22 protein-coding genes are annotated in these 23,373 nt (G+C 55.3%); 8 read left to right on the forward strand and 14 right to left on the reverse strand.

Annotated elements, in window-relative coordinates; all coding sequences use genetic code 11:
- Positions 1 to 1,110, reverse strand: a complete 1,110-nt coding sequence (livK, locus tag O1723_RS20225) for a high-affinity branched-chain amino acid ABC transporter substrate-binding protein LivK (protein WP_014882120.1) — start codon at positions 1,108 to 1,110, stop codon at positions 1 to 3.
- 424 nt (positions 1,111 to 1,534) lie between these two features.
- Between livK and panM the strand changes: the two genes are divergently transcribed.
- Positions 1,535 to 1,918 (forward strand): aspartate 1-decarboxylase autocleavage activator PanM, encoded by a 384-nt coding sequence (panM, locus tag O1723_RS20230; RefSeq protein ID WP_014882118.1) that lies wholly within the window; start codon positions 1,535 to 1,537, stop codon positions 1,916 to 1,918.
- A gap of 177 nt (positions 1,919 to 2,095) precedes the next feature.
- On the opposite strand, the gene livJ is transcribed toward panM, so the two are convergent.
- The 6 genes from livJ to ftsY form a co-directional block, all read right to left on the reverse strand.
- Positions 2,096 to 3,196: a branched chain amino acid ABC transporter substrate-binding protein LivJ gene (gene livJ / locus O1723_RS20235; protein ID WP_014882117.1), complete on the reverse strand. Its 1,101-nt coding sequence runs from the start codon at positions 3,194 to 3,196 to the stop codon at positions 2,096 to 2,098.
- Between the two features lie 196 nt (positions 3,197 to 3,392).
- Entirely contained in the window at positions 3,393 to 4,658 is a 1,266-nt protein-coding gene (locus O1723_RS20240) for a 4-aminobutyrate--2-oxoglutarate transaminase (RefSeq protein WP_014882116.1), read from the reverse strand.
- Positions 4,659 to 4,794: 136 nt separating this feature from the next.
- Positions 4,795 to 5,652 (reverse strand): RNA polymerase sigma factor RpoH, encoded by an 858-nt coding sequence (gene rpoH, locus O1723_RS20245; protein ID WP_014882115.1) that lies wholly within the window; start codon positions 5,650 to 5,652, stop codon positions 4,795 to 4,797.
- A 251-nt stretch (positions 5,653 to 5,903) separates the two neighbouring features.
- Entirely contained in the window at positions 5,904 to 6,959 is a 1,056-nt protein-coding gene (ftsX, locus tag O1723_RS20250; RefSeq protein WP_014882114.1) for a permease-like cell division protein FtsX, read from the reverse strand.
- Positions 6,946 to 7,617 (reverse strand): cell division ATP-binding protein FtsE, encoded by a 672-nt coding sequence (gene ftsE / locus O1723_RS20255; RefSeq protein ID WP_014882113.1) that lies wholly within the window; start codon positions 7,615 to 7,617, stop codon positions 6,946 to 6,948. The genes ftsX and ftsE overlap by 14 nt, the downstream gene beginning before the upstream one ends.
- 2 nt (positions 7,618 to 7,619) lie before the next feature.
- Positions 7,620 to 9,077 (reverse strand): signal recognition particle-docking protein FtsY, encoded by a 1,458-nt coding sequence (gene ftsY, locus O1723_RS20260; protein WP_248191025.1) that lies wholly within the window; start codon positions 9,075 to 9,077, stop codon positions 7,620 to 7,622.
- Positions 9,078 to 9,204: 127 nt separating this feature from the next.
- Between ftsY and rsmD the strand changes: the two genes are divergently transcribed.
- Positions 9,205 to 9,807 carry a 16S rRNA (guanine(966)-N(2))-methyltransferase gene (gene rsmD, locus O1723_RS20265; protein WP_014882111.1) on the forward strand — a complete coding sequence of 201 codons (603 nt, stop codon included), beginning with the start codon at positions 9,205 to 9,207 and terminating at the stop codon, positions 9,805 to 9,807.
- A complete protein-coding gene (locus tag O1723_RS20270; protein ID WP_014882110.1) occupies positions 9,791 to 10,072 on the forward strand; it encodes a DUF1145 family protein in 282 nt (93 codons plus the stop codon). The genes rsmD and O1723_RS20270 overlap by 17 nt, the downstream gene beginning before the upstream one ends.
- A 60-nt stretch (positions 10,073 to 10,132) precedes the next feature.
- Here the strand turns inward: O1723_RS20270 and O1723_RS20275 are convergent, their stop codons facing one another.
- On the reverse strand, positions 10,133 to 10,489 hold the full coding sequence (locus tag O1723_RS20275; RefSeq protein WP_014882109.1) for a DUF2500 domain-containing protein: 357 nt from the start codon (positions 10,487 to 10,489) through the stop codon (positions 10,133 to 10,135).
- 129 nt (positions 10,490 to 10,618) lie between these two features.
- Between O1723_RS20275 and O1723_RS20280 the strand changes: the two genes are divergently transcribed.
- Positions 10,619 to 11,245: a lysoplasmalogenase gene (locus O1723_RS20280; RefSeq protein ID WP_014882108.1), complete on the forward strand. Its 627-nt coding sequence runs from the start codon at positions 10,619 to 10,621 to the stop codon at positions 11,243 to 11,245.
- Between the two features lie 76 nt (positions 11,246 to 11,321).
- The gene (zntA, locus tag O1723_RS20285) at positions 11,322 to 13,493 is read left to right on the forward strand and encodes a Zn(II)/Cd(II)/Pb(II) translocating P-type ATPase ZntA (RefSeq protein WP_248191021.1); all 2,172 of its coding nucleotides are present in this window, start codon (positions 11,322 to 11,324) and stop codon (positions 13,491 to 13,493) included.
- 88 nt (positions 13,494 to 13,581) lie between these two features.
- Here zntA and ubiA read toward each other — a convergent pair whose 3' ends face one another.
- The 5 genes from ubiA to malK all read right to left on the reverse strand — a co-directional run bounded on the left by ubiA (position 13,582) and on the right by malK (position 18,692).
- Positions 13,582 to 14,451 (reverse strand): 4-hydroxybenzoate octaprenyltransferase, encoded by an 870-nt coding sequence (gene ubiA / locus O1723_RS20290; RefSeq protein ID WP_014882106.1) that lies wholly within the window; start codon positions 14,449 to 14,451, stop codon positions 13,582 to 13,584.
- A 12-nt stretch (positions 14,452 to 14,463) separates the two neighbouring features.
- Positions 14,464 to 14,961, reverse strand: coding sequence for a chorismate lyase (gene ubiC, locus O1723_RS20295; RefSeq protein ID WP_014882105.1), 498 nt, complete (start codon positions 14,959 to 14,961; stop codon positions 14,464 to 14,466).
- A gap of 180 nt (positions 14,962 to 15,141) precedes the next feature.
- Positions 15,142 to 16,086, reverse strand: coding sequence for a maltose operon protein MalM (malM, locus tag O1723_RS20300; RefSeq protein ID WP_014882104.1), 945 nt, complete (start codon positions 16,084 to 16,086; stop codon positions 15,142 to 15,144).
- Positions 16,087 to 16,200: 114 nt separating this feature from the next.
- The gene (locus O1723_RS20305; RefSeq protein ID WP_014882103.1) at positions 16,201 to 17,511 is read right to left on the reverse strand and encodes a maltoporin; all 1,311 of its coding nucleotides are present in this window, start codon (positions 17,509 to 17,511) and stop codon (positions 16,201 to 16,203) included.
- A gap of 71 nt (positions 17,512 to 17,582) precedes the next feature.
- Positions 17,583 to 18,692, reverse strand: coding sequence for a maltose/maltodextrin ABC transporter ATP-binding protein MalK (gene malK / locus O1723_RS20310; protein ID WP_014882102.1), 1,110 nt, complete (start codon positions 18,690 to 18,692; stop codon positions 17,583 to 17,585).
- A 369-nt stretch (positions 18,693 to 19,061) separates the two neighbouring features.
- Here malK and malE point away from each other — a divergent pair, with 369 nt between their 5' ends.
- From malE to malG, 3 genes are all read left to right on the forward strand, one after another.
- Positions 19,062 to 20,252, forward strand: coding sequence for a maltose/maltodextrin ABC transporter substrate-binding protein MalE (gene malE, locus O1723_RS20315; protein WP_023331781.1), 1,191 nt, complete (start codon positions 19,062 to 19,064; stop codon positions 20,250 to 20,252).
- Between the two features lie 120 nt (positions 20,253 to 20,372).
- Positions 20,373 to 21,917 carry a maltose ABC transporter permease MalF gene (malF, locus tag O1723_RS20320; RefSeq protein WP_014882101.1) on the forward strand — a complete coding sequence of 515 codons (1,545 nt, stop codon included), beginning with the start codon at positions 20,373 to 20,375 and terminating at the stop codon, positions 21,915 to 21,917.
- 14 nt (positions 21,918 to 21,931) lie between these two features.
- Positions 21,932 to 22,822, forward strand: coding sequence for a maltose ABC transporter permease MalG (malG, locus tag O1723_RS20325; protein ID WP_014882100.1), 891 nt, complete (start codon positions 21,932 to 21,934; stop codon positions 22,820 to 22,822).
- 96 nt (positions 22,823 to 22,918) lie between these two features.
- Here the strand turns inward: malG and psiE are convergent, their stop codons facing one another.
- On the reverse strand, positions 22,919 to 23,329 hold the full coding sequence (psiE, locus tag O1723_RS20330) for a phosphate-starvation-inducible protein PsiE (protein ID WP_000202963.1): 411 nt from the start codon (positions 23,327 to 23,329) through the stop codon (positions 22,919 to 22,921).
- Positions 23,330 to 23,373 lie beyond the last annotated feature (44 nt).

A 23,373-nucleotide genomic window follows, 5' to 3' on the forward strand; every position in this document is an offset into this window, starting at 1 on the left:
TTATTTGGCGGCCGAGGAAGACCCGTCGGCGTGCCACTTAAAGACACCAAACTCAAATCCCTTCAGATCGCCTTTCTCATCCCAGTTCAGCGGCCCAATCACGGTGTTCGCCCCGTGTGCTTTTAAATCTTTCACCAGATCCAACGGCTCTTTGCTGCCGGTACGCTCCAGAGCCGTCGCCAGAGACTGTACGGCCGCGTAGGTGATCCAGACATACGGACCACTCGGGTCCTTTTTCTGCGCCTTAAGCGCATCAACGATAGCCTTGTTCGCAGGATCCTGGTCATAGCGTTTTGGCATCGTAACCAGCATGCCTTCGGCAGAATCGCCCGCGATGTTCGACAGGGAGGCATTACCCACGCCCTCTGGTCCCATAAACTGGGTTTTCAGACCGGTGGCGCGTGCCTGACGCAGCATCTGCCCCATTTCAGGGTAGTAGCCGCCGTAGTAAACGAAGTCGATGTTCTCTTTTTGCAGACGAGCAATCAGCGCGGAGAAGTCTTTCTCACCGGCAGTGATGCCGTCAAAGAAGACGATGTTCGCGCCACCTTTTTTCAGGCCGTCCTGAACGGAACGCGCCAGGCCTTCGCCGTACTGCTGCTTGTCATGAATGATGGCAATGCGCTTTGGCTTTACGGTTTCGAGGATAAATTTGGCGGCGGTGGGTCCCTGGGAAGAATCGAGACCGGCGGTACGCATAATGTGCTGATAGCCGCGCTGGGTCAGTTCTGGGTTAGTGGCGCCGGGGGTGATCATCAGAATACCTTCGTCTTCGTAGATATCAGACGCAGGCTGGGTGGACGATGAGCACAGGTGGCCAATCACATACTGGATGCCATCGTTGACGATTTTGTTGGCGACCGCGACGGCCTGTTTCGGATCGCAGGCGTCGTCATATTCCACGCCCACCAGCTTGTCGCCTTTGATGCCGCCTTTGGCGTTGATGTCTTTGATGGCCTGACGCGCGCCGTTGAACTCCATATCACCCCACTGGGCAACAGGGCCGGACATTGCGCCCACGACCGCAACTTTGATCTCTTCCGCCATGGCTGCATGCGAGATCGCCAGTGCAACCATTCCCGCGATAAATGTTTTCGCGTTCCTTTTCATCTCAGAATCCCCATTCGTGATGTCGTGTTTATATTTTGTTTTATTATGGTTAAAAAGCATTCTGTACTTTTAATGCACAACGCTATTTTTACCAGTGCCTTTAATGGTTTAGCGCAGTTTTTTGCCAAAAACCAGACTAAAATCTCTATTTTTCAGGCGATTAAGCAAAGATAATATTCTGAAATCATGCAGAGATAAACAAATAAAAGTGCAGTTTGCAGCATAAAATAACGGTACAAAGCGCCGAATAAATCACTACCATTCAGGTTAAAATTCTGCTTATTTTTCGATCCATGTGTTTTCAAACTGCCCAGCGCGTTACCAAAAAACTAATCACCTGGTTAATGAGAATAAAAAGAGGAAGCCGCTGAGTGAATAAATTGAGTACACTGCCCCTACTCAATTTGATTTGGACATGTAGCTAATGAAACTGACTATCGTGCGTCTGGTGACCTTTAGCGACCAGGATCATATCGACCTGGGCAAGATCTGGCCGGAATATTCCCCTTCGTCGCTACGCGTCGACGAGACTCACCGCATTTATGCCGCGCGTTTCAACGAACGCCTGCTGGCTGCGGTTCGCGTGACCCTGAGCGGTACAGAAGGGGCGCTGGACTCACTGCGTGTACGTGACGTCACCCGGCGTCGCGGCGTGGGGCAGTATTTAATTGAAGAAGTGATCCGCGAAAACCCGAACGTGACCTCATGGTGGATGGCTGACGTAGGCGTAGAAGACCGCGGCGTGATGGCGGCGTTTATGCAGGCGTTAGGGTTTACGGCGCAGGAGAGTGGGTGGGAGAAGCGCTAAAAGAAAGCCGGGTGGCGGCTGCGCCTTACCCGGCCTACATTCTCCACCGTATTTTCCCAAGCATTTCGTGTTGCAGGAAGGCGGCAAGTTATGAAATCCCCGGGAGCTTACATAAGTAAGTGACCGGGGTTGAATAACGCAGCCAACGCACCTGCGGCGCGAAAGGCGACGGGAAAATTATTTGGCGTCTGTCGCCGTACCGTTGGCATGCCAGTCAAACACGCCGAACTCAAAGCCTTTCAGGTCACCCTTCTCATCCCAGGACAGTGGTCCCATCACGGTTTCGACGGTGTTCGCTTTCAGCCAGGTCGCAATCTCAGCCGGATCGGCTGACTGGTTCAGACCCGCCTGCAGAGACTGCAGCGCAGCGTAGGTGGTCCAGACGAACGCGCCGCTTGGATCCTGTTTCTTAGCCTTGATGGCATCTACGATAGGTTTGTTCGCAGGGACCTGGTCGTAGTTCTTCGGCTTGGTCACCAGCAGGCCTTCCGCAGATTCACCCGCGATGTTAGACAGGGAAACGTTCGCTACGCCTTCAGGCCCCATAAACTGGGTTTTCAGACCGGCTGCACGCGCCTGGCGCAGGATCTGGCCCATCTCCGGGTGGTAACCGCCGTAGTAAACGAAATCGATATTCTCTTTTTTCAGGCGCGCCACCAGCGTGGAGAAGTCTTTCTCACCGGCAGTGATCCCATCGAAGAAGACCACATTGGCGTTGCCTTTCTTCAGACCATCCTGCACCGCACGCGCCAGACCTTCACCGTACTGCTGTTTGTCATGAACAATCGCGATACGCTTCGGCTTCACTTTATCCAGAATGTATTTCGCCGCCGTTGGGCCCTGGTCAGAGTCCAGGCCCGTGGTGCGCAGGGTCAGTTTGTAGCCGCGCGCGGTCAGCTCCGGTGCGGTCGCCGCCGGGGTGATCATCAGAATCCCTTCGTCTTCGTAGATGTCAGACGCAGGCTGAGTTGAGGAAGAGCACAGGTGACCGATAACGTATTTGATCCCGTCGTTCACCACTTTGTTCGCAACCGCTACCGCTTGTTTCGGGTCACAGGCATCATCATATTTTACGATCTGCAGTTTTTCGCCTTTAATACCGCCCTTAGCATTAATGTCTGCAACCGCCTGTTCAGCGCCCGTAAATTCCTGGTCGCCGTACTGTGCTACCGGACCGGACATTGCGCCAACCACAGCCACCTTAATGTCTGCCTGTGCCATGGTGCTGAATGCCAACGCAATACATCCTGCCAGTAACGCTTTACCCTTCATGTTCATCCTGAGATTCCCCATTATTATGGTTATTACGATTGTTGTGATGTTGTTGTGCAGCGCTTTATTTCAGTTATTGGTGTGCTGTTCGCGCTTTTTCAGCATACTCTGCTAAAACATACCCCATTTTTATGATTTTGGAATAGCTAATTTGAAATGAATATATGATAAGCCCGGCAAAGATTTCACCGGGCGCGTGGCTTTAACGTGTCAGCGAGGCGGAGATAATGTCCAGCGCTTGACGGAACTGCACTTCGGGGATTGTCAGCGGATAAAGGAAACGAATAACGTTGCCGTAAACGCCGCAGCTCAGCAGAAGCAGACCTTCCTGCAGCGCGCGTTCCTGTACCTGGCGGGTGAATTCCGGCGAAGGCTGGCCCGTTTGCGGGTCATTAAACTCTACCGCCACCATCGATCCTTGCGCGCGAATGTCGGCGATATACGGACAGTGTTCCTTCGCTTTGTTCAGCACCTCTACCAGGTGATGACCAAGATGCGCAGAACGTGTACAGAGATCCTCTTCATCAATCACGTCCAGCACCGCATGCGCAGCGGCAATCGCCAGCGGGTTCCCCGCGTAAGTACCGCCCAGTCCGCCCGGCGCAGGTGCGTCCATCACGTCGGCACGGCCCGATACCGCAGAGAGCGGCATCCCACCCGCGAGGCTTTTCGCCATGGTGATCAAATCGGGCTTCACGCAGTGGTGTTCCATCGAGAACAGTTTGCCTGTACGGGCGAAACCACTTTGTACCTCGTCGGCAATCAGCAAAATACCGTGGGTATCACAGAGGGCACGCAGCGCCTGCATAAAATCGGCAGGTGCAATATTGAAACCGCCTTCCCCCTGAACCGGTTCGAGAATAATGGCCGCGACCTGATCCGGTGCGATATCCGCTTTAAAGATGCGTTCCAGGCTTTTTAACGCCTCCGCCGTGCTGACGCCGTGCAGATCGTTCGGATACTGCGCGTGATACACCGAGCCAGGGAACGGACCAAAGCCCAGTTTGTACGGCGCAACTTTGCCAGTCAGCGCCATGGTCATAAAAGTACGGCCGTGGAACGCGCCGCCGAAAGTGATGAGGCCAGGACGTCGGGTATAGGCGCGGGCTATTTTAACCGCGTTTTCAACCGCTTCTGCGCCCGTCGAGAAAAAGGCCGTTTTGGCCGGGCCATCAATGGGCACGCGCTGGTTGATACGCTCGGCCAGCGCTACATAGCCTTCATACGGCACAATCTGGTACGCCGTATGGGTAAAGGCGTGGAGTTGTTTTTCAATAGCGGAAATGACTTTGGGATGGCGATGGCCGGTATTCAGCACCGCAATGCCGGCGGCGAAGTCAATATACTCGTTGCCTTCTACGTCCCACACCGTGGCGTTTTCGGCTTTATCGGCATAGAAATTACACATGACGCCGATACCGCGCGGCGTCGCCTGCAAACGCCGGTCGTTCAGTTCGTTATTTTTCACCCTGTCCCCCTGAGAAAATCGCCTGCTTAGCGCATCAGTAAGTGTTTGCCAGGGGGGAGGAATTCGCCATAGCGGGCGCTAAAAAAACAAAACCCCCGGACTCTCATCCAGGGGTTCTCAGTGTACTTCGCAGAAATTACGCTTCGATAGCGGCGCGAAGTTTTTTCATGGCGTTCTTTTCAAGCTGACGCACACGTTCAGCGGAGACGCCGTAGCGGTCGGCCAGTTCCTGCAGCGTGGACTTGTTGTCTTCGTCCAGCCAGCGGGCACGGATAATATCCTGACTACGTTCGTCGAGGCCTTCCATCGCATGGGTGAGCTTATTCGCGGCCTGATCTTCCCAGTTATCCTCTTCAATGCCGTCAGCAAAGTTGGAGGTTTTATCCTGCAGATACAGAACCGGAGCCATTGGCTGGCTGTCAGAGCCGTCGTCGTCGGAGGACATATCAAACGTCATGTCCTGCGCGGCCATACGGGATTCCATCTCACGCACATCTTTGCTGGATACACCCAGCTCGCGCGCCACCATTTCCACTTCATCCTGATTGAACCAGCCCAGACGCTGCTTGGTTTTACGCAGGTTGAAGAACAGTTTACGTTGCGCTTTTGTCGTGGCGACTTTCACGATACGCCAGTTGCGCAGCACGTATTCATGAATTTCTGCTTTGATCCAGTGTACGGCGAAGGAGACCAGTCGCACACCCACTTCCGGGTTAAAGCGACGTACAGCCTTCATCAGACCGATGTTACCTTCCTGAATCAAGTCCGCCTGCGGCAGGCCATAGCCCGCGTAATTACGAGCAATGTGAACAACAAAGCGCAGGTGAGACAGGATCAGCTTTTTCGCTGCTTCCAGATCGCCCTGGTAATGCAGCTTTTCAGCAAGCTCCTTTTCTTCCTCGGCCGTTAACATCGGCCAGGTGTTCGCAGCCCGGATGTAAGATTCCAGGTTACCAACAGGGGCTAAAGCTAAAGTTTGCATTTCTTTGGTCATTCATTCCTCTCAATGTTTCTTCTGGTCCAGGTTGTCCCCGTCAGGCAACAACCATGCCAAAGCGTTTGAGCAACGAGATTAGCATTCACTCTTTTATCAGACAGTGATTTTATCCACAAGTTCCAGGTGCAGCAGTGAATAAATTACGCACAAAATGTGACATGGAGATGATAACAGGGGAAGAGACAACAGGGACGCTTTCCCTGCAGAGCGAACATCTCGGTGCAGGGAAAGATTATATCACGCTTTTATTAGTCGGGAGTAAAGTGGCGTAAATGTTGAACGGTCGCCAGCCAGGCTGCCACCCAACCAATCATCGAGCAAACCAGCAGTAATAACAGGCACTCGTCAAAGCCTAAGCCACTGATATCAAACTTAGTTCCGAAAACCTGCGCCACTTCCGTCACGGCCGATGACAAACGCATCACCAAAATTTCTGACAAAATCAGTGAAAGAAATGCGCCAGAAAAACCGAGCAATGCGCCGCCATAGAGGAACGGACGAAGGATGAAGCCATCCGTCGCGCCAATCAGTTTCTGCACGTTAATGGTATCGCGGCGAGCAAAAATGCTCAGGCGCACGCTGTTACCAATGACGAGGAACACCGCGGCCACCATCAGTACGCCGATCATCGCCGACACACGTCCCACCAGCCCGGTCAGCGCGGCAAGACGGGCAAACCAGCTGTCGTCCATGCGCACTTCATCAATTCCGTTAATCCGGGTGATGCGATCGCGTAACGTATTTAGCGAATCGGTCCCCTGGAAATCGAGCTTCGGGATCACCACCGCCACCGCAGGTAACGGGTTCTCTTCGAGCATATCCAGCGCGCCGCCAAAACCGGACCAGTTGCGAAACTCGCCCAGCGCTTCTTCACGGGAAAGATAGTTGACCTTCTCCACGCCCTGCTCGGCCTGGATTTGCCCGACCACCTGCGCCGCCGCGTTATCGTCGAGCGCTTTATCCAGATAAACGGTGATCTGCGGCGACGGATAATACTGGGACGCCGCCTGGTTCACGTTCTTATAAACCATGTAGCAGACGCTTGGCAGCGTCAGGGAGATGGCGATGACCATCACCGTCAGGAACGTTGCCAGCGGTTTGCTTTTCAGATCCTGCAACGCGCCGTGGAAAGCGTAGCGCACCTGCTCGTTAAACACGTTGGTTTTGCGCGAAGCCGGCTTTGGCGCCGCTTTCTGGCGCTTGGGTGCGTTACGATTGCCATCACCGCCACCCTGCGGCTTACGGAAACGGTCAAACCGGTTCCCGAACTGCCGAATCTGGTTCATTGCATCACGCTTGTTCACCATGGCCTCCGTGCAAATGTCCATCGCTCAGAGTCAGCATGCGGTACGAACGACGGGAAATCAGCCCGATATCGTGCGTCGCCATCAATACTGTGACCCCAACGCGGTTGAATTCCTCAAACAGACGCAAAATCCCTTCGGAGAGCGCATCGTCCAGGTTACCTGTGGGTTCATCCGCCAGCAGTACGGCCGGCTTGTTCACCACCGCACGGGCGATGCCCACACGCTGCTGTTCACCGCCGGAGAGCTGGATCGGGAAGTTCTTCGCTTTGTCCAGCAGCCCAACCTTATCCAGCGCCGCAGAGACGCGACGACGGATATCATCATAGCTGGCACCGGCAATAATCAGCGGGATAGCGACGTTATCGAAAACGGTGCGATCCATCAGCAGATGGTGATCCTGGAAAATCATGCCGATCTGACGACGCAGGAACGGCACTTCACGGTTCTTAAGACGGCTAATATCATGGCCGCTGAACCAGATTTTCCCGGCGCTTGGCCGTTCGATCCCACAGATAAGCTTGAGCAGAGTACTTTTCCCCGCGCCGGAATGGCCGGTCAGGAATGCCATCTCGCCTGGCTGCAGGTGGAATGTGACTCCCTGCAACGCTTGTCTCCCACCGAGATAGGCCTTGCTGACGTGTTCAAAGCGAATCATTGTTAGTCCTCTCGGGCAAATAGTGCCTCAATAAAGTCGTCCGCTTTAAACGGACGCAAATCCTCAATACGCTCGCCCACACCGATGTAGCGGATAGGAATGCCGAACTGGTCGGCTACGGAGAAGATCACCCCGCCTTTCGCGGTGCCGTCCAGCTTGGTCAGCGCGATCCCGGTCAATCCTACCGCTTCATTGAACAGCTTCGCCTGGCTAACGGCGTTCTGTCCGGTGCTGGCGTCGATAGTCAGCATAATTTCATGCGGTGCATCTTCGTCCAGCTTCTTCATGACGCGGACGATTTTCTTCAACTCTTCCATCAGGTGCGATTTGTTCTGCAAACGCCCTGCGGTGTCAGCAATCAGCACGTCCACGTTACGGGACTTCGCCGCCTGAATGGCATCAAAAATCACGGACGCGGAATCCGCGCCGGTATGCTGGGCAATCACCGGAATGTTGTTCCGCTGGCCCCACACCTGCAGCTGCTCAACCGCCGCCGCACGGAAGGTATCGCCCGCCGCCAGCATCACCGATTTGCCCTGCTGCTCGAACTGACGCGCCAGCTTGCCGATAGTCGTGGTTTTACCCACGCCGTTAACACCCACCATCAGAATAACAAATGGCGTTTTGCCTTCAATATTAAGCGGTTCATCAACTTTTGCGAGAATTTCACCCATCTCGTCTTTCAGCAGGCCGTACAGGGCCTCGGCATCGCGCAGCTGTTTGCGGCTTGCCCCTTCGGTCAGGCTGGCGATGATCTTACGGGTGGTTTCCACCCCCACGTCAGCGATCAGCAGTTGCTCTTCCAGCTCTTCGAAGAGATCGTCGTCGATCTTCTTGCCGCGGAACAGACTGATAAATCCGGAACCCAGATTTTCTTTGGTTTTTAACAGGCTGCGCTTCAGACGGGCAAAGAAACCTTCTTTGGTCGGTTTTTCCTGCTCCTGAACGATCTCTTCTTCAGCCTGCTCCTGCTCTTCCACCGGCACGACGATAACCGCGTCTTCAGCCGCCAGCGCCTGGGCTTCCAGCTCGTCGTCGGTCAGCTCTGGCTCAAGCGCCGCCTCTTCTTCCACCGCCTCAACAATTTCAACGGTTTCCGCTTCGGCCTGCCACTCTTCTGCAGATACCTTTTCGGCTTTAACCTCTTCCGGCAGCGGCAGCTCTTCATGTTCGATAACGGCCTGCGGTGCGTCGGTAACGGCTTCGGGCACAACCGGTTCTGGCTTCTCGCTCTCCTGAACCTGTTCAGTGACTTCAACCACCTCTTCAGCAAACGATTCAATCTCTTCTTTGCTGTGGACAGGTTCTTCCGCTTCGATAACCGCAGCGGTTTCTACAGGCGTTTCAGGCTGTGACTGCTCTTCTACAACCTGTTGTTCTTCGGTTTTCTGTTCTGTTTCTTGCTCTTTTTCACCGAAACCCAACCAGGAAAAGAAGCCACGTTTTTTTTGTTTTGCCATCTGCGACTACACTCCTCGCGGCGCTATATACAGGGAAGCTAAAAAAATGATGAAATAGTCTAACACTTTACTTAATTGACATCACCGCCCGCAATCGCAGGGCAATGGTTAACAGAGCTTTCCAGAGATGAAGAAACCCACCCGCGCCCCGGCCGGTCAAATTCGAATTATCGGCGGTCAGTGGCGAGGCCGGAAATTACCGGTGCCGGACAGCCCCGGTTTACGCCCGACAACCGACCGCGTTCGCGAGACGCTGTTTAACTGGCTCGCCCCGTCAATGGTAGATGCCCACTGCCTGGACTGCTTCGCCGGCAGCGGTGCATTAGGGCTCGAAGCGTTGTCGCGTTTCGCCGCCAGCGCCACGCTGCTGGAGATGGAGCGCGGCGTGGCACAGACGCTGCAGCAAAATCTGGCGACGCTCAAAGCGAGTAACGCCAAAGTCGTAAACACCAATACCCTGAGCTTCCTCGCGCAGAAAGGCACGCCGCATCAGGTGGTGTTTGTCGATCCGCCGTTCCGCAAGGGGCTGCTGGAAGAGACGTTATCCCTGCTGGAACAAAACGGCTGGCTGGCGGATGACGCATTAATTTACGTTGAAAGCGAAGTGGAAAACGGTCTTCCGCCGGTGCCCGCGCACTGGGATCTGCACCGCGAAAAGGTTGCCGGTCAGGTCGCTTATCGTCTTTATCACCGTCAGGTACAAGGAGGCTCTGATGCCGGTACTGATTAACCTGGGACGTTTGCTGATGCTGGGCGTCTGGGCATTTTTGATTTTGAATCTGGTGCACCCGTTCCCGCGCCCGTTGAACATCTTCGTTAACGTGGCGCTGATTTTCACCTCGTTCATGCACGCCCTGCAGATGGTAATGCTGAAAAACGGCCTGCCAAAAGATGGCCCGCCGATGACCGGCTGGCAGCAACTGCGGGTATTTATTTTCGGCGTGTTTGAGTTGCTGGTGTGGATGAAGAAGTTTAAGGCGCAGGTGAAGAAGTAGGGTGCGGCCTGATGCCCTCACCCTAACCCTCTCCCACCGGGAGAGGGGACCGATCGCGCATTATTCCGCCCTAAAACCTTCAAACCGCGACCCTTTGTAGCTCAGCATTCCTTTCTCACCCACCGTCAACTGGTGGTACTGCTGCGCCTCCAGGCGGAAAGTCATCTCCAGCCCGCCGGTTTCCGGCTTAAAGCTGGCTTCATAGCGCATCGTCGCGCCTGCAGGCGTAACCTGCTGTTGGCGAGAGCGTCGGTCGTTGAGGGCTTTCTCGCGCTTATTGCTCACCACCACCCGCTTTTGCATCAGCGGTGCGGCATCGTTATCCGCCTTTTCCCGGCGCTGCTGCACGAAGCGAAACGAGGCGGCAATGACGATAATCGCTACCACGATAATGAAAAACAGCGGCATCTTGCTCATTGAAACATCCCATCAGATTATGCGGAATTCAGGATACCTCGCCTGCCCCGGCATTGCCAAACGCCCGCCCGCGTCACTACACTGGATCAGAAACTGATTATTCAGCCTTAACAGTTACAGGGAGTTAATATGCTTTGGTCATTTATCGCTGTCTGTTTTTCCGCATGGCTTTATGTTGATGCGTCCTACCGTGGCCCAGCCTGGCAGCGCTGGTTGTTTAAACCCGTCACGCTGTTGCTCCTTCTGCTGCTTGCCTGGCAAGCGCCGATGTTTAACGCCATCAGCTACCTGGTTCTCGCCGGGCTGTGCGCGTCCCTGATTGGCGATGCCTTAACTCTGCTCCCGCGTCAGCGTCTGCTGTATGCCGTTGGGGCGTTTTTCCTGTCGCATCTGCTGTATACCATCTACTTCGCCAGCCAGATGACGCTCTCCTTCTTCTGGCCGCTGCCGCTGGTGCTGCTGGTGATTGGCGCACTGCTGATAGCGGTGATCTGGTCGCGTCTGGAAGAGATGCGTTTGCCGGTCTGTACATTTATCGCCATGACGCTGGTGATGGTGTGGCTCGCTGGCGAGCTCTGGTTCTTCCGCCCGACGTCTCAGGCGATGTCTGCGTTCTTCGGCGCAGCACTGCTCTTACTCGGTAATATCGTCTGGCTGGGCAGCCACTATCGCCGTCGCTTCCGCGCCGACAACGCGATTGCTTCCGCCTGCTACTTTGCCGGGCACTTCCTGATCGTGCGTTCGCTGTATATCTAAATAACGCTTGACTCTGGAGTCGACTCCAGAGTGTATGCTGCGGTTAATGAGAAAATTATCATTACCGGAGACTGCCATGTCGACTCCAGAAACACCTAAAAAAATCCCACAATTTTCGGCACTTAAGCTCAGCCCGGTTCCGCCAAAAGAGGACTGCTGCTGCGAGGGGAGCTGCGAAACGCAAGCCGACGCGCAGCCCGAAAGCGGTAATCGCTACAGCTGGGCCGTCAACGGTATGGACTGCGCAGCCTGCGCACGTAAAGTGGAAAATGCGGTCAAACAGGTGCCGGGCGTCAGCCACGTTCAGGTGCTTTTTGCGACCGAAAAGCTGTTAGTCAGCGCCGACAAGGATGTCAGTAAGCAGGTTGAAGCCGCCGTCAGCAAGGCGGGATACACCCTGCGCAGCGAAACAGCCCCTGTCGAAAAGACCGCCTCCCTGAAGGAAAATCTGCCGCTCATTACCCTCATCATCATGATGGCCCTGAGCTGGGGTCTGGAACGGATCAACCATCCGTTTGGCAACCTGGCGTTTATCGCCACCACGCTGGTCGGACTGTTTCCGATTGCCCGCCAGGCATTACGTCTGATGAGAAGCGGCAGCTGGTTCGCCATCGAAACGCTGATGAGCGTGGCGGCGATCGGCGCGCTGTTTATCGGCGCGACGGCGGAAGCGGCGATGGTTCTGCTGCTGTTCCTGATCGGCGAACGACTTGAGGGCTGGGCCGCCAGCCGCGCGCGTAAAGGGGTGAGCGCGTTGATGGCACTGAAGCCGGAAACCGCGACGCGGGTTAACGAAGGCAAACGTGAAACGGTCGCCATCAGCACGCTGCGCCCGGGCGACGTCATTGAAGTCGCCGCAGGGGGGCGCTTGCCTGCCGATGGCGCACTGCTTAGCGCCACCGCAAGCTTTGATGAAAGCGCCCTGACAGGGGAATCCATTCCGGTTGAGCGTACCGCGGGAGAAAAAGTGCCTGCAGGCGCCACCAGCGTTGACCGCCTGGTGCAGCTTGAGGTGCTTTCCGGGCCCGGCGACAGCGCCATCGACCGTATCCTGAAGCTGATTGAAGAAGCTGAAGAGCGTCGTGCCCCCGTCGAGCGTTTTATCGATCGCTTTAGCCGGATTTACACGCCCGCAATTATGCTGGTTGCTCTGCTGGTTACGCTCGTTCCACCGCTGTTCTTTGGCGCGCTCTGGGAGGGCTGGATTTATAAAGGTCTGACCCTGCTGCTGATTGGCTGCCCGTGCGCGCTGGTGATCTCCACGCCAGCGGCGATCACCTCCGGTCTGGCGGCAGCGGCACGTCGCGGGGCGCTGATTAAAGGCGGCGCGGCGCTGGAGCAGCTGAGCCAGGTTCAGCATATCGCCTTCGACAAAACCGGCACGTTAACCGTCGGCAAACCCCAGGTGACCGGCATTTATCCGCAGGATATCGCTAAAGATGAACTGCTTACCTTAGCCGCCGCCGTCGAACAGGGTTCCACCCACCCGCTGGCGCAGGCCATTGTGCGGGAAGCGCAGGCTCGCGGATTACCGATTCCGGCGGCCACCGCCCAGCGCGCGCTGGTCGGGTCTGGGATTGAGGCCAACGTCGACGGTAAAAAGGTCCTGATTGTCGCGGCGGGTCACTCCCCTTCCGCACAGGTTCAGGCGTTAGAGCAGGCCGGGCAAACTGTCGTGGTTGTTATGCAGGACGGCGTGACGAAAGGGATGCTGGCGCTGCGCGATACCCTGCGTGATGACGCGAAGGAAGCCGTAGCGGCGCTGCATCAGCTGGGCGTGCAGGGCGTGATCCTGACCGGGGATAACCCACGTGCGGCGTCAGCCATTGCGGGTGAACTGGGACTGGAATTTAAAGCTGGATTGCTGCCCGCCGATAAGGTCAGTGCGGTAACCGAACTGAACAGCCACGCCCCGCTCGCGATGGTCGGAGACGGCATTAACGATGCACCAGCGATGAAAGCATCCATCATAGGCATTGCGATGGGAAGCGGCACCGACGTGGCGCTGGAGACGGCAGACGCGGCGCTGACGCATAACCGTCTGACCGGGCTGGCAGAGATGATCGGCCTGGCGCGGGCGACGCGAGCCAATATCCGCCAGAACATCGGGATTGCGCTCGGACTGAAGGGGATTTTCCTGGTTACGACGCTGCTCGGCATGACCGGGCTGTGGCTGGCAGTGCTGGCGGATACGGGGGCAACGGTGCTGGTGACGGCGAACGCCCTCAGGCTGTTGCGTCGTCGATAAAAAAACGCCCGGTGGCGCTAACGCTTACCGGGCCTACATGTTCTTCCAGATCGTAGGTCGGGTAAGGCGAAGCCGCCACCCGACTTTTTTATAAGAAATAGCTCATCGCCAGGCCTAAAAACAGCACCAGCCCGACATAGTTATTATTCAAAAACGCTTTAAAGCAGGCTTCACGTTCGCGTTTGGCAATCAGCTTTTGCTGGTAAGCAAACAGCAATCCCGCCACCAGCACCGACCAGTAAAACTCCCAGTTCAGCCCGTTCAGACGGCCAATCGCGACCATCAGTGCCAGTACCGCGACCTGTAAAATGCCGATGATCAGTTTGTCCTGACGTCCAAAGAGAATGGCGGTCGATTTAATACCAATTTTCAGGTCATCGTCGCGGTCTACCATCGCGTATTGCGTGTCATACGCCACGGCCCAGAGAATATTCGCCAGGAACATCAGCCAGCAGCTGAGCGGTAGGGATTCACTCACCGCCGCAAACGCCATCGGAATCGACCAGCCAAATGCCGCGCCCAACACAACCTGAGGCAGATGGGTATAGCGCTTCATGAACGGATAAACCCAGGCCAGCGCGAGCGCAGCGACGGAAAGCAGAATTGTCATGGTGTTCAGCGTTAACACCAGCAGGAATGAGAGCAGCACCAGTACGAGGAACAGCACGCGGGCTTCTTTTCCGGTCACCTGGCCGCTGGGTAACGGACGGTTGGCTGTCCGCTTTACATGGCCGTCGAATTTACGATCGGCATAGTCATTCACCACGCAACCCGCCGCGCGCATCAGCCAGACACCGGCGACAAATACGCCCAGGATCCATAGCGGCGGTACGCCCGGCGTTGCAACCCACAGCGCCCATAAGGTCGGCCACAGCAGCAGTAACGCGCCAATAGGTTTATCAGTACGCATTAAGCGGTGATACGCCAACAGCTTATTCTGCGTCAGGCTCCACTCCATTTTTTCTTCCTCTTAGTACAACGGTGATGCCGGTAAAAAAAGTTCCGTCAGGATTAACGGCTTACCGCTCAGGCGAAGGCGGGAACGGCGTCCCCACAGTTCGGCATCACGCCCAATCTCAATAAAATCCCGGGTCAGCTCAGATGAGGTAAAAAGATAACGTCCCAGCGGGGTTTTCCCCAGCCGCTGCAGCGCCAGCTCAGGCCCGGAAAGGGTGGACTCGGGCACTACCGTCCGTCCGGCAAGCCAGGGCTCACCATCGGCACAGAGCAAAATTTCGCGCAGCCAGTAGCGTTCCTCTTGCGGCAGCAGCGGCAGCTCGCTGGCGATCTCATCGCCGGAGACAAACCCTTCCTGTATCAGGGTCACCGTGACCGTTTTACCTTGCTGTTCAAAACGTTTCGTCATGGAATCTTCCAGCAGCAACCAGTCCAGTTGCTGCGGATCAAGCGCAGGTATTTGGTCGAAATAGCGCAGCGCACGCAGTTGCGTTAGCGCGGGGTGTGACATGCCAGACTCTCCGATACATAACGTAATGGCATTGTATCGCAGAAACACGGATTGAGGGGGGCCAAACGTTATTTAACGATCACGATCGCAACATGGATGCAACAGCCTGGCGGACACGAAAAAAAGTGCGCCCACTCAGGCGCACTAAACTACTGACAAATCAGCACTGTGGGGAAACGGTTACCCCTTGCCTTTTACACTGCTGATAAAGGTGGAACGGGCAGTGGTTGAACCTAAACGTTCGGCTTCATCAAGCAGTTTCAGCGCTTTATCGACATCGCCGCGCTTCACCGCCTGCTTAATGGCGTTGTTGAAGTATTCTTCGGTGTCGTTCAGTACCGGCTCGGCTTTCTTCGCCGGTGCTGGTGCAGCGGCAGTTGCGGCAGGAGCTGCAGGTGCTGCATAGACTGGGGCAGCGGTATTGCCCACGGTTACCGGACCCGGGCCAGACGAACCAAACAGTGGGCCAACCAGTACGCTGGAAGCACTATTGGTGGAGACTTTTAGTTTGACCAGGCCATCGGTGGTATGGCGAGCAAGCGGGTCAGGAATATCCGGAACAGAGTTTCCGGTGCCTTTCGCATAAGCTTTCGCTGGATCAACCAACTTCGTCGTCTGCTGCAGATCTTTTTCCGTTGTGAAGACCAGGACGTAAATTTTCTGCTGGCCAAGAGCTGGCGTCAGGCGCATAACGCCCTGCAGCCGATCAGCACTCATCACGCCCGGTTCCTGGTAGCTAAAATAATCACTCGGGAAGAAGGCTGATGGCGTCATGTTTTGATCGAGAATCAGCACGTTCGGCGCAAATACGCTGGTTTGTTTATTAACTTCGCTGGTCAACGTCAGGGTCAGCTCGCCGATATTAGCGGGTACGCTAAAAGCGGCAACGGGACCGCTGATGCCGGGAACATTCAGGGATTGACCGCCAGCGGAAAGCTGAGTGGTTTGTACTTTCGATTGATCGACCGGTGTCCACACCAGTTGCTGAAGCGCCGCCGGCGGAATTGCAGGCGCGGCGCTGGTATTTTGAGGAACAAAATTGACATCTGCAAAGGTGACCGCCGGAACGCAGGCCAGCAGCCCCGCAGAGAGGCACAGCGCGACGAAACTTTTCTTCATTTTCATTGTTATTACCTCTGATAGCGTGAGCACTGCGGTGGCCAGGCAATAGCGCGCAGCACCCTAAGGATAGAGGGGCTTGCGCCCCTCTTTTTAGGTCATTACGTCAGGTCTAACGAATTACCACCAGATTTCCATCTGGGCACCGAAGGTCCACTCGTCGTCGTCGCCACGGCTGAAGGTTTTCGCAGAAGTGTCACTGTAAGCCACACCAGAGGTGTAACCCGTATCGCTGTTGTTTGCGTAACCCCATTTCTCATCCCACTTCGCGTATGTTGCGAAGACACGGATAGCCGGACGGGACCAGATGCTGTCGCCAGCCTGCCATTGCTGTGCCAGGGTGATTTTGTACTGACTGTTTTTCTCGTCAGTTTTCTGAGATTTGACGTTGTCGTAGCCCACTTCCAGCAGGGTGCTCATGATTGGCGTCCATTTGAACATCGGACGAACACCCACAGTCCACCACTCGGTACCGTTGTTGTTGTCACGATCGATGTTCTGGTACATACCGACGTACATCAGGTCCCAACGGTCTGCCAGGGTAATTGCACCGTGGTCCAGCACACGCCACATGGAGCCGTCGTTATCAACGCTGCCGCCCTGTGGAATCCCTTTGCCGTTGGAGGTCATGGAGTCCGTACCATACTGCAGTACGAACTTGTTGAAACCTTTCAACATGCTCTGGGTGTGCTCAGCAGTGAACAGCCAGCCATCTTTAGAAGCGCCAGGCTGCAGGTAGTAGTCGTCAGGAATGTTGGTGTGACCGTAGTCGACACCTAACTCCAGGGTGCCGCCCGGGTTGGTTTCCAGACCCGCTAAACGAACATCGAAGACATCGTTTGGTACAACGTTGTCGTAAATACGATCGCCGTTCGCATCACGATCGGCGAAGGTTGCAGAACCGCCTGATTCAGAAGAACGGGTTGCTGCCAGAGACAGTTTACCGAAGCCCAGATCGATGTTTTCGATACCTGCACCAGGACCCGAAATATCCCAGTAGTAGAAGTCGATCATGTGGACGTCATGACGCTGATAGAAACGCTTACCGGCCCAGATAGTAGAACCTGGCAGCCATTCAATCAGGTTTTTACCCTGCACGTTTGCTTCACGGAAGGCCGGGCTGGTGGATTCCCAGTCATTCTGCTGAGAAACGGAATACGCAACGTTAGTGTCGAAGTAGAAGCTCTTATCGCCCTCTTTCCACACTTCCTGGCCCAGTTTCAGCTCGGCATAGGTTTCACATTCGTTACCAAGACGGTATTTACTTTGTGCACCGGTTGCCTGGAAACATTGTTGTTCACCGCCACTCCCGGTCCAGCCGATGCCGGAACGAGCATAACCTTTAAAGTCCACAGCACCCGCCTGGGCAGACAGGATGCCTGCCGCAACGGCGATTGCCAGAGGGACTTGTTTGCGCAGAGTAATCATCATTCTATCTCCTGAGATCATTGCTTTTCTTTGAACACTTCACCTGTCGGTTTCGTGTCTTCTTTTGGGATTGCTTAAACGCCTGGCTCTTTATGCAACCGACGACATGCAGTGCCATCCTCACGGAACAGATGGCAACGCTCTGGCGGCAAGCCGATAGCGAATGTGGCACCCTCTTCTACCAACACCACGTCATTCTGGCGGTAAACCAGGTTCTGACGGATGGCGGGGATCTGGATATGAATCTGTGTTTCGTGACCAAGCTGTTCAACGACCTGAACATCACCTTCCAGGGTCACATCGGCGATGTGACTCGGCAGGAGATGCTCAGGGCGGATACCGAGGGACATGTTTGCCCCGACCTGTACGTTGGCGCTGTCCACCGGTAGCCAGACTTGCTGGCGGTTTGGTAGCTCCACCTGTACCTGTTCAATGGCCGTTGCAGTCACTTTAACGGGCAGGAAGTTCATCTTTGGCGAGCCAATAAAGCCTGCAACAAAGCGGTCTGCCGGGTAGTGATAGAGCTCCAGCGGTTTGCCCACCTGCGCCACGCGACCGGCATCCAGCACCACGATTTTGTCGGCCAGCGTCATCGCTTCGACCTGATCGTGGGTGACGTAAATCATCGTGCGGCCAAGACGTTTGTGCAGACGGGAGATTTCGATACGCATCTGAACGCGCAGGGCGGCATCCAGGTTAGAAAGGGGTTCGTCGAGCAGGAACACGCGCGGTTCGGCCACCAGCGTACGGCCAATCGCCACACGCTGACGCTGACCGCCGGAAAGCGCTTTCGGTTTACGCTCCAGCAGGTGCGCCAGCTGTAATACTTCCGCCACCTGGGTGACGCGCTGGTTAATCACGTCTTTCTTCGCGCCGGCCAGCTTCAGGCCAAAGGACATGTTCTCGGCAACGGAAAGATGGGGATAAAGTGCATAAGACTGGAACACCATACCGACGCCACGTTCGGCAGGCGGGATGTCGTTCATTCGGGTATCACCGATCAGCAGGTCGCCGCTGGTGATGGTTTCAAGACCGGCAATCATACGCAGCAGAGTAGATTTACCACAGCCTGATGGGCCGACAAACACCACAAACTCACCTTCAGTGATGTCCAGATTGATGTCTTTTGACACCACTACGTCGCCCCAGGCTTTCGTTACATTACGCAGCTGTACGCTCGCCATGCCCTTCTCCCTTCGTTACAACCTGTCACCGACAGAAACATTCAACATAAGTTCACTATGGGGTATCTATAACTTTCACGAATCCTCCACCCCCCGGCTTTTTTATGGGGGAGGAGGCGGGAGGATGAGAGAGCAGGCTCTGCGACCGCAGCCGGGGGGCTGAGGCGAAATTCGTGAAGCCGCCTGCAAAATTCGGTGGGTTTTTATGTGCGCCAGCACTCATAACTTAAATTTATGCAACGGAGATCACACAAACAGGGGGTGGGGCGTAGGGGTTGGGAGGATGGAAAGAGGATGTCAAATAAGGAGACTGATTCACGTTGAACCACTGAAGTCATACTACGAGACATCACCAAAAGGATGGCAGATATGAATATCAAGACTGGCGCACGCGTTTTCGCATTGTCCGCCCTTGCAGCAATGATGGTTTCCGCACCGGCGCTCGCCAAAATTGAAGAAGGCAAGCTGGTTATCTGGATTAACGGCGACAAAGGCTATAACGGCCTGGCCGAAGTGGGCAAAAAATTCGAGAAAGACACCGGTATCAAAGTTACCGTAGAACATCCGGACAAACTGGAAGAGAAATTCCCGCAGGTTGCAGCAACCGGCGACGGCCCGGACATCATCTTCTGGGCGCATGACCGTTTCGGCGGCTACGCGCAGTCTGGCCTGCTGGCTGAAGTCACCCCAGACAAAGCGTTCCAGGACAAACTCTTCCCGTTCACCTGGGATGCCGTTCGCTATAACGGCAAGCTGATCGCTTACCCTATCGCGGTGGAAGCCCTGTCTCTGATTTACAACAAAGACCTGGTACCAAACCCACCGAAAACCTGGGAAGAGATCCCGAAACTGGATAAAGAGCTGAAGGCGAAAGGTAAATCCGCTCTGATGTTCAACCTGCAAGAGCCGTACTTCACCTGGCCGCTGATTGCTGCCGACGGCGGTTACGCGTTCAAGTTTGAAAACGGCAAATATGACGTGAAAGACGTGGGCGTGGATAACGCAGGCGCGAAAAAAGGCCTGACCTTCCTGGTTGACCTGATCAAGAACAAACACATGAACGCGGATACCGATTACTCCATCGCGGAAGCGGCGTTCAACAAAGGCGAAACCGCGATGACCATCAACGGTCCGTGGGCCTGGACCAACATCGATAAGAGCAAAATCAACTACGGCGTAACGCTGCTGCCAACCTTCAACGGCAAGCCGTCTAAACCGTTCGTTGGCGTGCTGAGTGCGGGTATCAACGCCGCCAGCCCGAACAAAGAGCTGGCGAAAGAGTTCCTGGAAAACTACCTGCTGACCGATCAGGGTCTGGATGAAGTGAACAAGGATAAACCGCTGGGCGCCGTGGCGCTGAAATCCTTCCAGGATCAGCTGGCGAAAGATCCACGCATCGCGGCCACTATGGATAACGCCCAGAAAGGCGAAATCATGCCGAACATCCCACAGATGGCAGCGTTCTGGTACGCCACCCGTACTGCAGTCATCAACGCAGCAAGCGGTCGTCAGACTGTTGATGCCGCGCTGAAGGATGCGCAGGGTCGTATTACTAAATAAGCAGAAAAACGGCGGGTGGCGCGTGCGCTTACCCGCCCTACGACTACGGCACGATCCGTAGGTCAGGTAAGCGCCGCGCCACCTGACGAAAAGTTTCCACCGTTGTAGAGGAAGAACCCCATGGATGTCATTAAAAAGAAGCACTGGTGGCAAAGCGACGCGCTGAAATGGTCAGTGATAGGTCTGCTGTGTCTGCTGGTGGGTTACCTTGTTGTTTTAATGTACGTACAAGGGGAATATCTCTTTGCCATCATGACGCTGATCTTAAGCTCTGCTGGCCTGTATATTTTCGCCAACCGTAAAGCCTATGCCTGGCGCTATGTTTACCCTGGCGTGGCCGGGATGGGGCTGTTTGTCCTGTTCCCGCTGATCTGTACCATCGCCATTGCTTTCACCAACTACAGCAGCACCAACCAGCTTGCGCAGGAACGCGCCCAACAGGTGCTTCTGGACCGTTCCTATCAGGCGGGAAAAACCTTTAATTTCGGCCTGTATCCTGCGGGTGACGAATGGAAGTTAGCGCTCACTGACGGTGAGAGCGGCAAAAACTATATTTCCGACGCGTTTAAATTTGGCGGCGAGCAGAAGCTGGCCTTAAAAGAGGCTGCGGCCCTGCCGGAAGGTGAACGTGCTAACCTGCGTATCATTACCCAGAATCGACAGGCGTTGACCCAGCTCACCGCCGTGCTGCCAGATGAAAGCAAAGTGACCATGAGCTCGCTGCGCCAGTTCTCCGGCACTCAGCCGCTCTATACCCTGGCAAAAGACGGCACGCTGACTAACAATCAGAGCGGCGTGAAGTATCGCCCGAACAACGACATTGGTTTCTATCAGTCCATTACTGCCGACGGCAAATGGGGTGATGACAAACTCAGCCCGGGTTATACCGTTACCATCGGCTGGGATAACTTTACCCGCGTGTTCACCGACGAAGGCATCCAGAAACCTTTCTTCGCCATCTTCGTCTGGACGGTGATTTTCTCGGTGCTCACCGTGATCCTGACCGTGGCCGTGGGCATGGTGCTGGCCTGTCTCGTGCAGTGGGAATCCCTGAAAGGCAAAGCGATTTACCGCGTGCTGCTGATTCTGCCGTATGCCGTGCCGTCGTTTATCTCGATTCTGATTTTCAAAGGGCTGTTTAACCAGAGCTTCGGTGAAATCAACATGATGCTGAGCGCGCTGTTCGGTATCAAACCGGCCTGGTTCAGCGACCCAACCACCGCCCGCTCGATGATTATTATCGTGAACACCTGGCTGGGCTACCCGTACATGATGATCCTGTGCATGGGCCTGCTGAAGGCTATCCCGGACGATCTGTACGAAGCTTCAGCGATGGACGGTGCGGGTCCGTTCCAGAACTTCTTTAAAATTACGCTGCCGCTGCTCATTAAGCCGCTGACCCCGCTGATGATCGCCAGCTTTGCCTTTAACTTTAACAACTTCGTGCTGATTCAGCTGTTGACCAACGGTGGCCCGGACCGTCTCGGCACCACCACGCCGGCAGGCTATACCGACCTGCTTGTGAGCTACACCTACCGTATCGCCTTCGAAGGCGGCGGCGGACAGGACTTCGGTCTGGCAGCAGCCATTGCCACCCTGATCTTCCTGCTGGTTGGTGCCCTGGCGATTGTGAACCTGAAAGCCACACGTATGAAATTTGACTAAGGAGGGCATCGATCATGGCTATGGTACAACCCAAATCTCAGAAATTGCGCCTCCTGGCGACACACTTAGGCCTGCTGATTTTCATCGCGGCAATCATGTTCCCGCTGCTGATGGTTATCGCTATCTCCCTGCGTTCGGGTAACTTCGCGACCGGGAGTCTCATCCCGAACGAAATCTCCTGGGAGCACTGGAAGCTAGCGCTGGGCTTCAGCGTGGAGCATGCGGATGGACGCGTAACTCCTCCGCCGTTCCCGGTGCTGCTGTGGCTGTGGAACTCGGTGAAAGTGGCGACCATTACCGCAATCGGTATTGTCACGCTCTCCACCACCTGTGCTTACGCCTTCGCCCGTATGCGTTTCCCGGGCAAAGCGACGCTGCTGAAAGGCATGCTCATTTTCCAGATGTTCCCGGCCGTGCTGTCGCTGGTCGCGTTGTATGCCCTGTTTGACCGTCTGGGTCAGTACGTGCCGTTTATCGGCCTGAACACCCACGGCGGCGTGATCTTCGCCTATCTTGGCGGTATCGCCCTGCATGTGTGGACCATCAAAGGGTATTTCGAAACCATCGACGGTTCGCTGGAAGAGGCGGCCGCGCTGGATGGCGCTACTCCGTGGCAGGCCTTCCGTCTGGTGCTGCTGCCGCTGTCGGTACCTATCCTGGCGGTGGTGTTTATCCTGTCGTTTATCGCTGCGATCACCGAAGTACCGGTCGCCTCTCTGTTACTGCGCGACGTGAACAGTTACACCCTGGCCGTGGGTATGCAGCAATACCTCAACCCGCAAAACTACCTGTGGGGCGACTTTGCTGCGGCGGCTGTACTCTCTGCCATCCCGATTACCGTGGTGTTCCTGCTGGCCCAGCGCTGGCTGGTTAACGGCCTGACGGCGGGCGGTGTGAAAGGTTAAGTTTCATTTGTTATGCCACTGCAACCCTCAACTTTAGACGTATTGTATTGACCCAACTTGTGACTGTTGTTAGGCGCTCTTCGGAGCGCCATTTTTTTATTCCCGTTTCAGCCGCTTCGAGTTACACAGCCAGAGGGTGATCACCAGCAGCAGGATCGCCGCCGAGTAGATCAGCACGTCGAGGGGGGATTTATGATCGACGATGATCAGCCGCACAATCGCGGTGATCCCAATGTAGACAAAATAGCGCAGCGGGAAGTGAAAGCCCGACTGAAAGTACTTCACAATCAGGGCAATAAACTCGAAGTAGAGAAAGTAGACCACCAGGCCTTCCACCAGCGCATATTTGCTGGTTTGTTCAGGGGCGAACAGCACATCCGCCAGATGCACCGTCTCTTTGCCAAGGAAGACGACCAGAATCAGACCAAGGCTTAGCAGACCGAGATTTAGCACGGTCTGGAGGATCGTTGAGATAAACTCAACGCGCGGGCGAGTCAGGGATGTCATACAGCACCTCATTCTCCAGGGCGAGGTTCCTGTATAACGCAAAA

Source organism: Enterobacter cloacae complex sp. HYC080_NIDB (genome assembly GCF_056673325.1).

Bases quoted from the DNA above. Each gene is read 5' to 3' on its own strand.
- livK (WP_014882120.1), bottom strand. From the start codon at position 1,110: ATGAAAAGGAACGCGAAAACATTTATCGCGGGAATGGTTGCACTGGCG.
- O1723_RS20280 (WP_014882108.1), top strand. From the start codon at position 10,619: ATGCTTTGGTCATTTATCGCTGTCTGTTTTTCCGCATGGCTTTATGTT.
- ftsE (WP_014882113.1), bottom strand. From the start codon at position 7,617: ATGATTCGCTTTGAACACGTCAGCAAGGCCTATCTCGGTGGGAGACAA.
- malG (WP_014882100.1), top strand. From the start codon at position 21,932: ATGGCTATGGTACAACCCAAATCTCAGAAATTGCGCCTCCTGGCGACA.
- livJ (WP_014882117.1), bottom strand. From the start codon at position 3,196: ATGAACATGAAGGGTAAAGCGTTACTGGCAGGATGTATTGCGTTGGCA.
- psiE (WP_000202963.1), bottom strand. From the start codon at position 23,329: ATGACATCCCTGACTCGCCCGCGCGTTGAGTTTATCTCAACGATCCTC.
- O1723_RS20275 (WP_014882109.1), bottom strand. From the start codon at position 10,489: ATGAGCAAGATGCCGCTGTTTTTCATTATCGTGGTAGCGATTATCGTC.
- O1723_RS20270 (WP_014882110.1), top strand. From the start codon at position 9,791: ATGCCGGTACTGATTAACCTGGGACGTTTGCTGATGCTGGGCGTCTGG.
- malF (WP_014882101.1), top strand. From the start codon at position 20,373: ATGGATGTCATTAAAAAGAAGCACTGGTGGCAAAGCGACGCGCTGAAA.
- O1723_RS20305 (WP_014882103.1), bottom strand. From the start codon at position 17,511: ATGATGATTACTCTGCGCAAACAAGTCCCTCTGGCAATCGCCGTTGCG.
- ftsY (WP_248191025.1), bottom strand. From the start codon at position 9,077: ATGGCAAAACAAAAAAAACGTGGCTTCTTTTCCTGGTTGGGTTTCGGT.
- malK (WP_014882102.1), bottom strand. From the start codon at position 18,692: ATGGCGAGCGTACAGCTGCGTAATGTAACGAAAGCCTGGGGCGACGTA.
- zntA (WP_248191021.1), top strand. From the start codon at position 11,322: ATGTCGACTCCAGAAACACCTAAAAAAATCCCACAATTTTCGGCACTT.
- malE (WP_023331781.1), top strand. From the start codon at position 19,062: ATGAATATCAAGACTGGCGCACGCGTTTTCGCATTGTCCGCCCTTGCA.
- rpoH (WP_014882115.1), bottom strand. From the start codon at position 5,652: ATGACCAAAGAAATGCAAACTTTAGCTTTAGCCCCTGTTGGTAACCTG.
- malM (WP_014882104.1), bottom strand. From the start codon at position 16,086: ATGAAAATGAAGAAAAGTTTCGTCGCGCTGTGCCTCTCTGCGGGGCTG.
- ubiA (WP_014882106.1), bottom strand. From the start codon at position 14,451: ATGGAGTGGAGCCTGACGCAGAATAAGCTGTTGGCGTATCACCGCTTA.
- ubiC (WP_014882105.1), bottom strand. From the start codon at position 14,961: ATGTCACACCCCGCGCTAACGCAACTGCGTGCGCTGCGCTATTTCGAC.
- rsmD (WP_014882111.1), top strand. From the start codon at position 9,205: ATGAAGAAACCCACCCGCGCCCCGGCCGGTCAAATTCGAATTATCGGC.
- panM (WP_014882118.1), top strand. From the start codon at position 1,535: ATGAAACTGACTATCGTGCGTCTGGTGACCTTTAGCGACCAGGATCAT.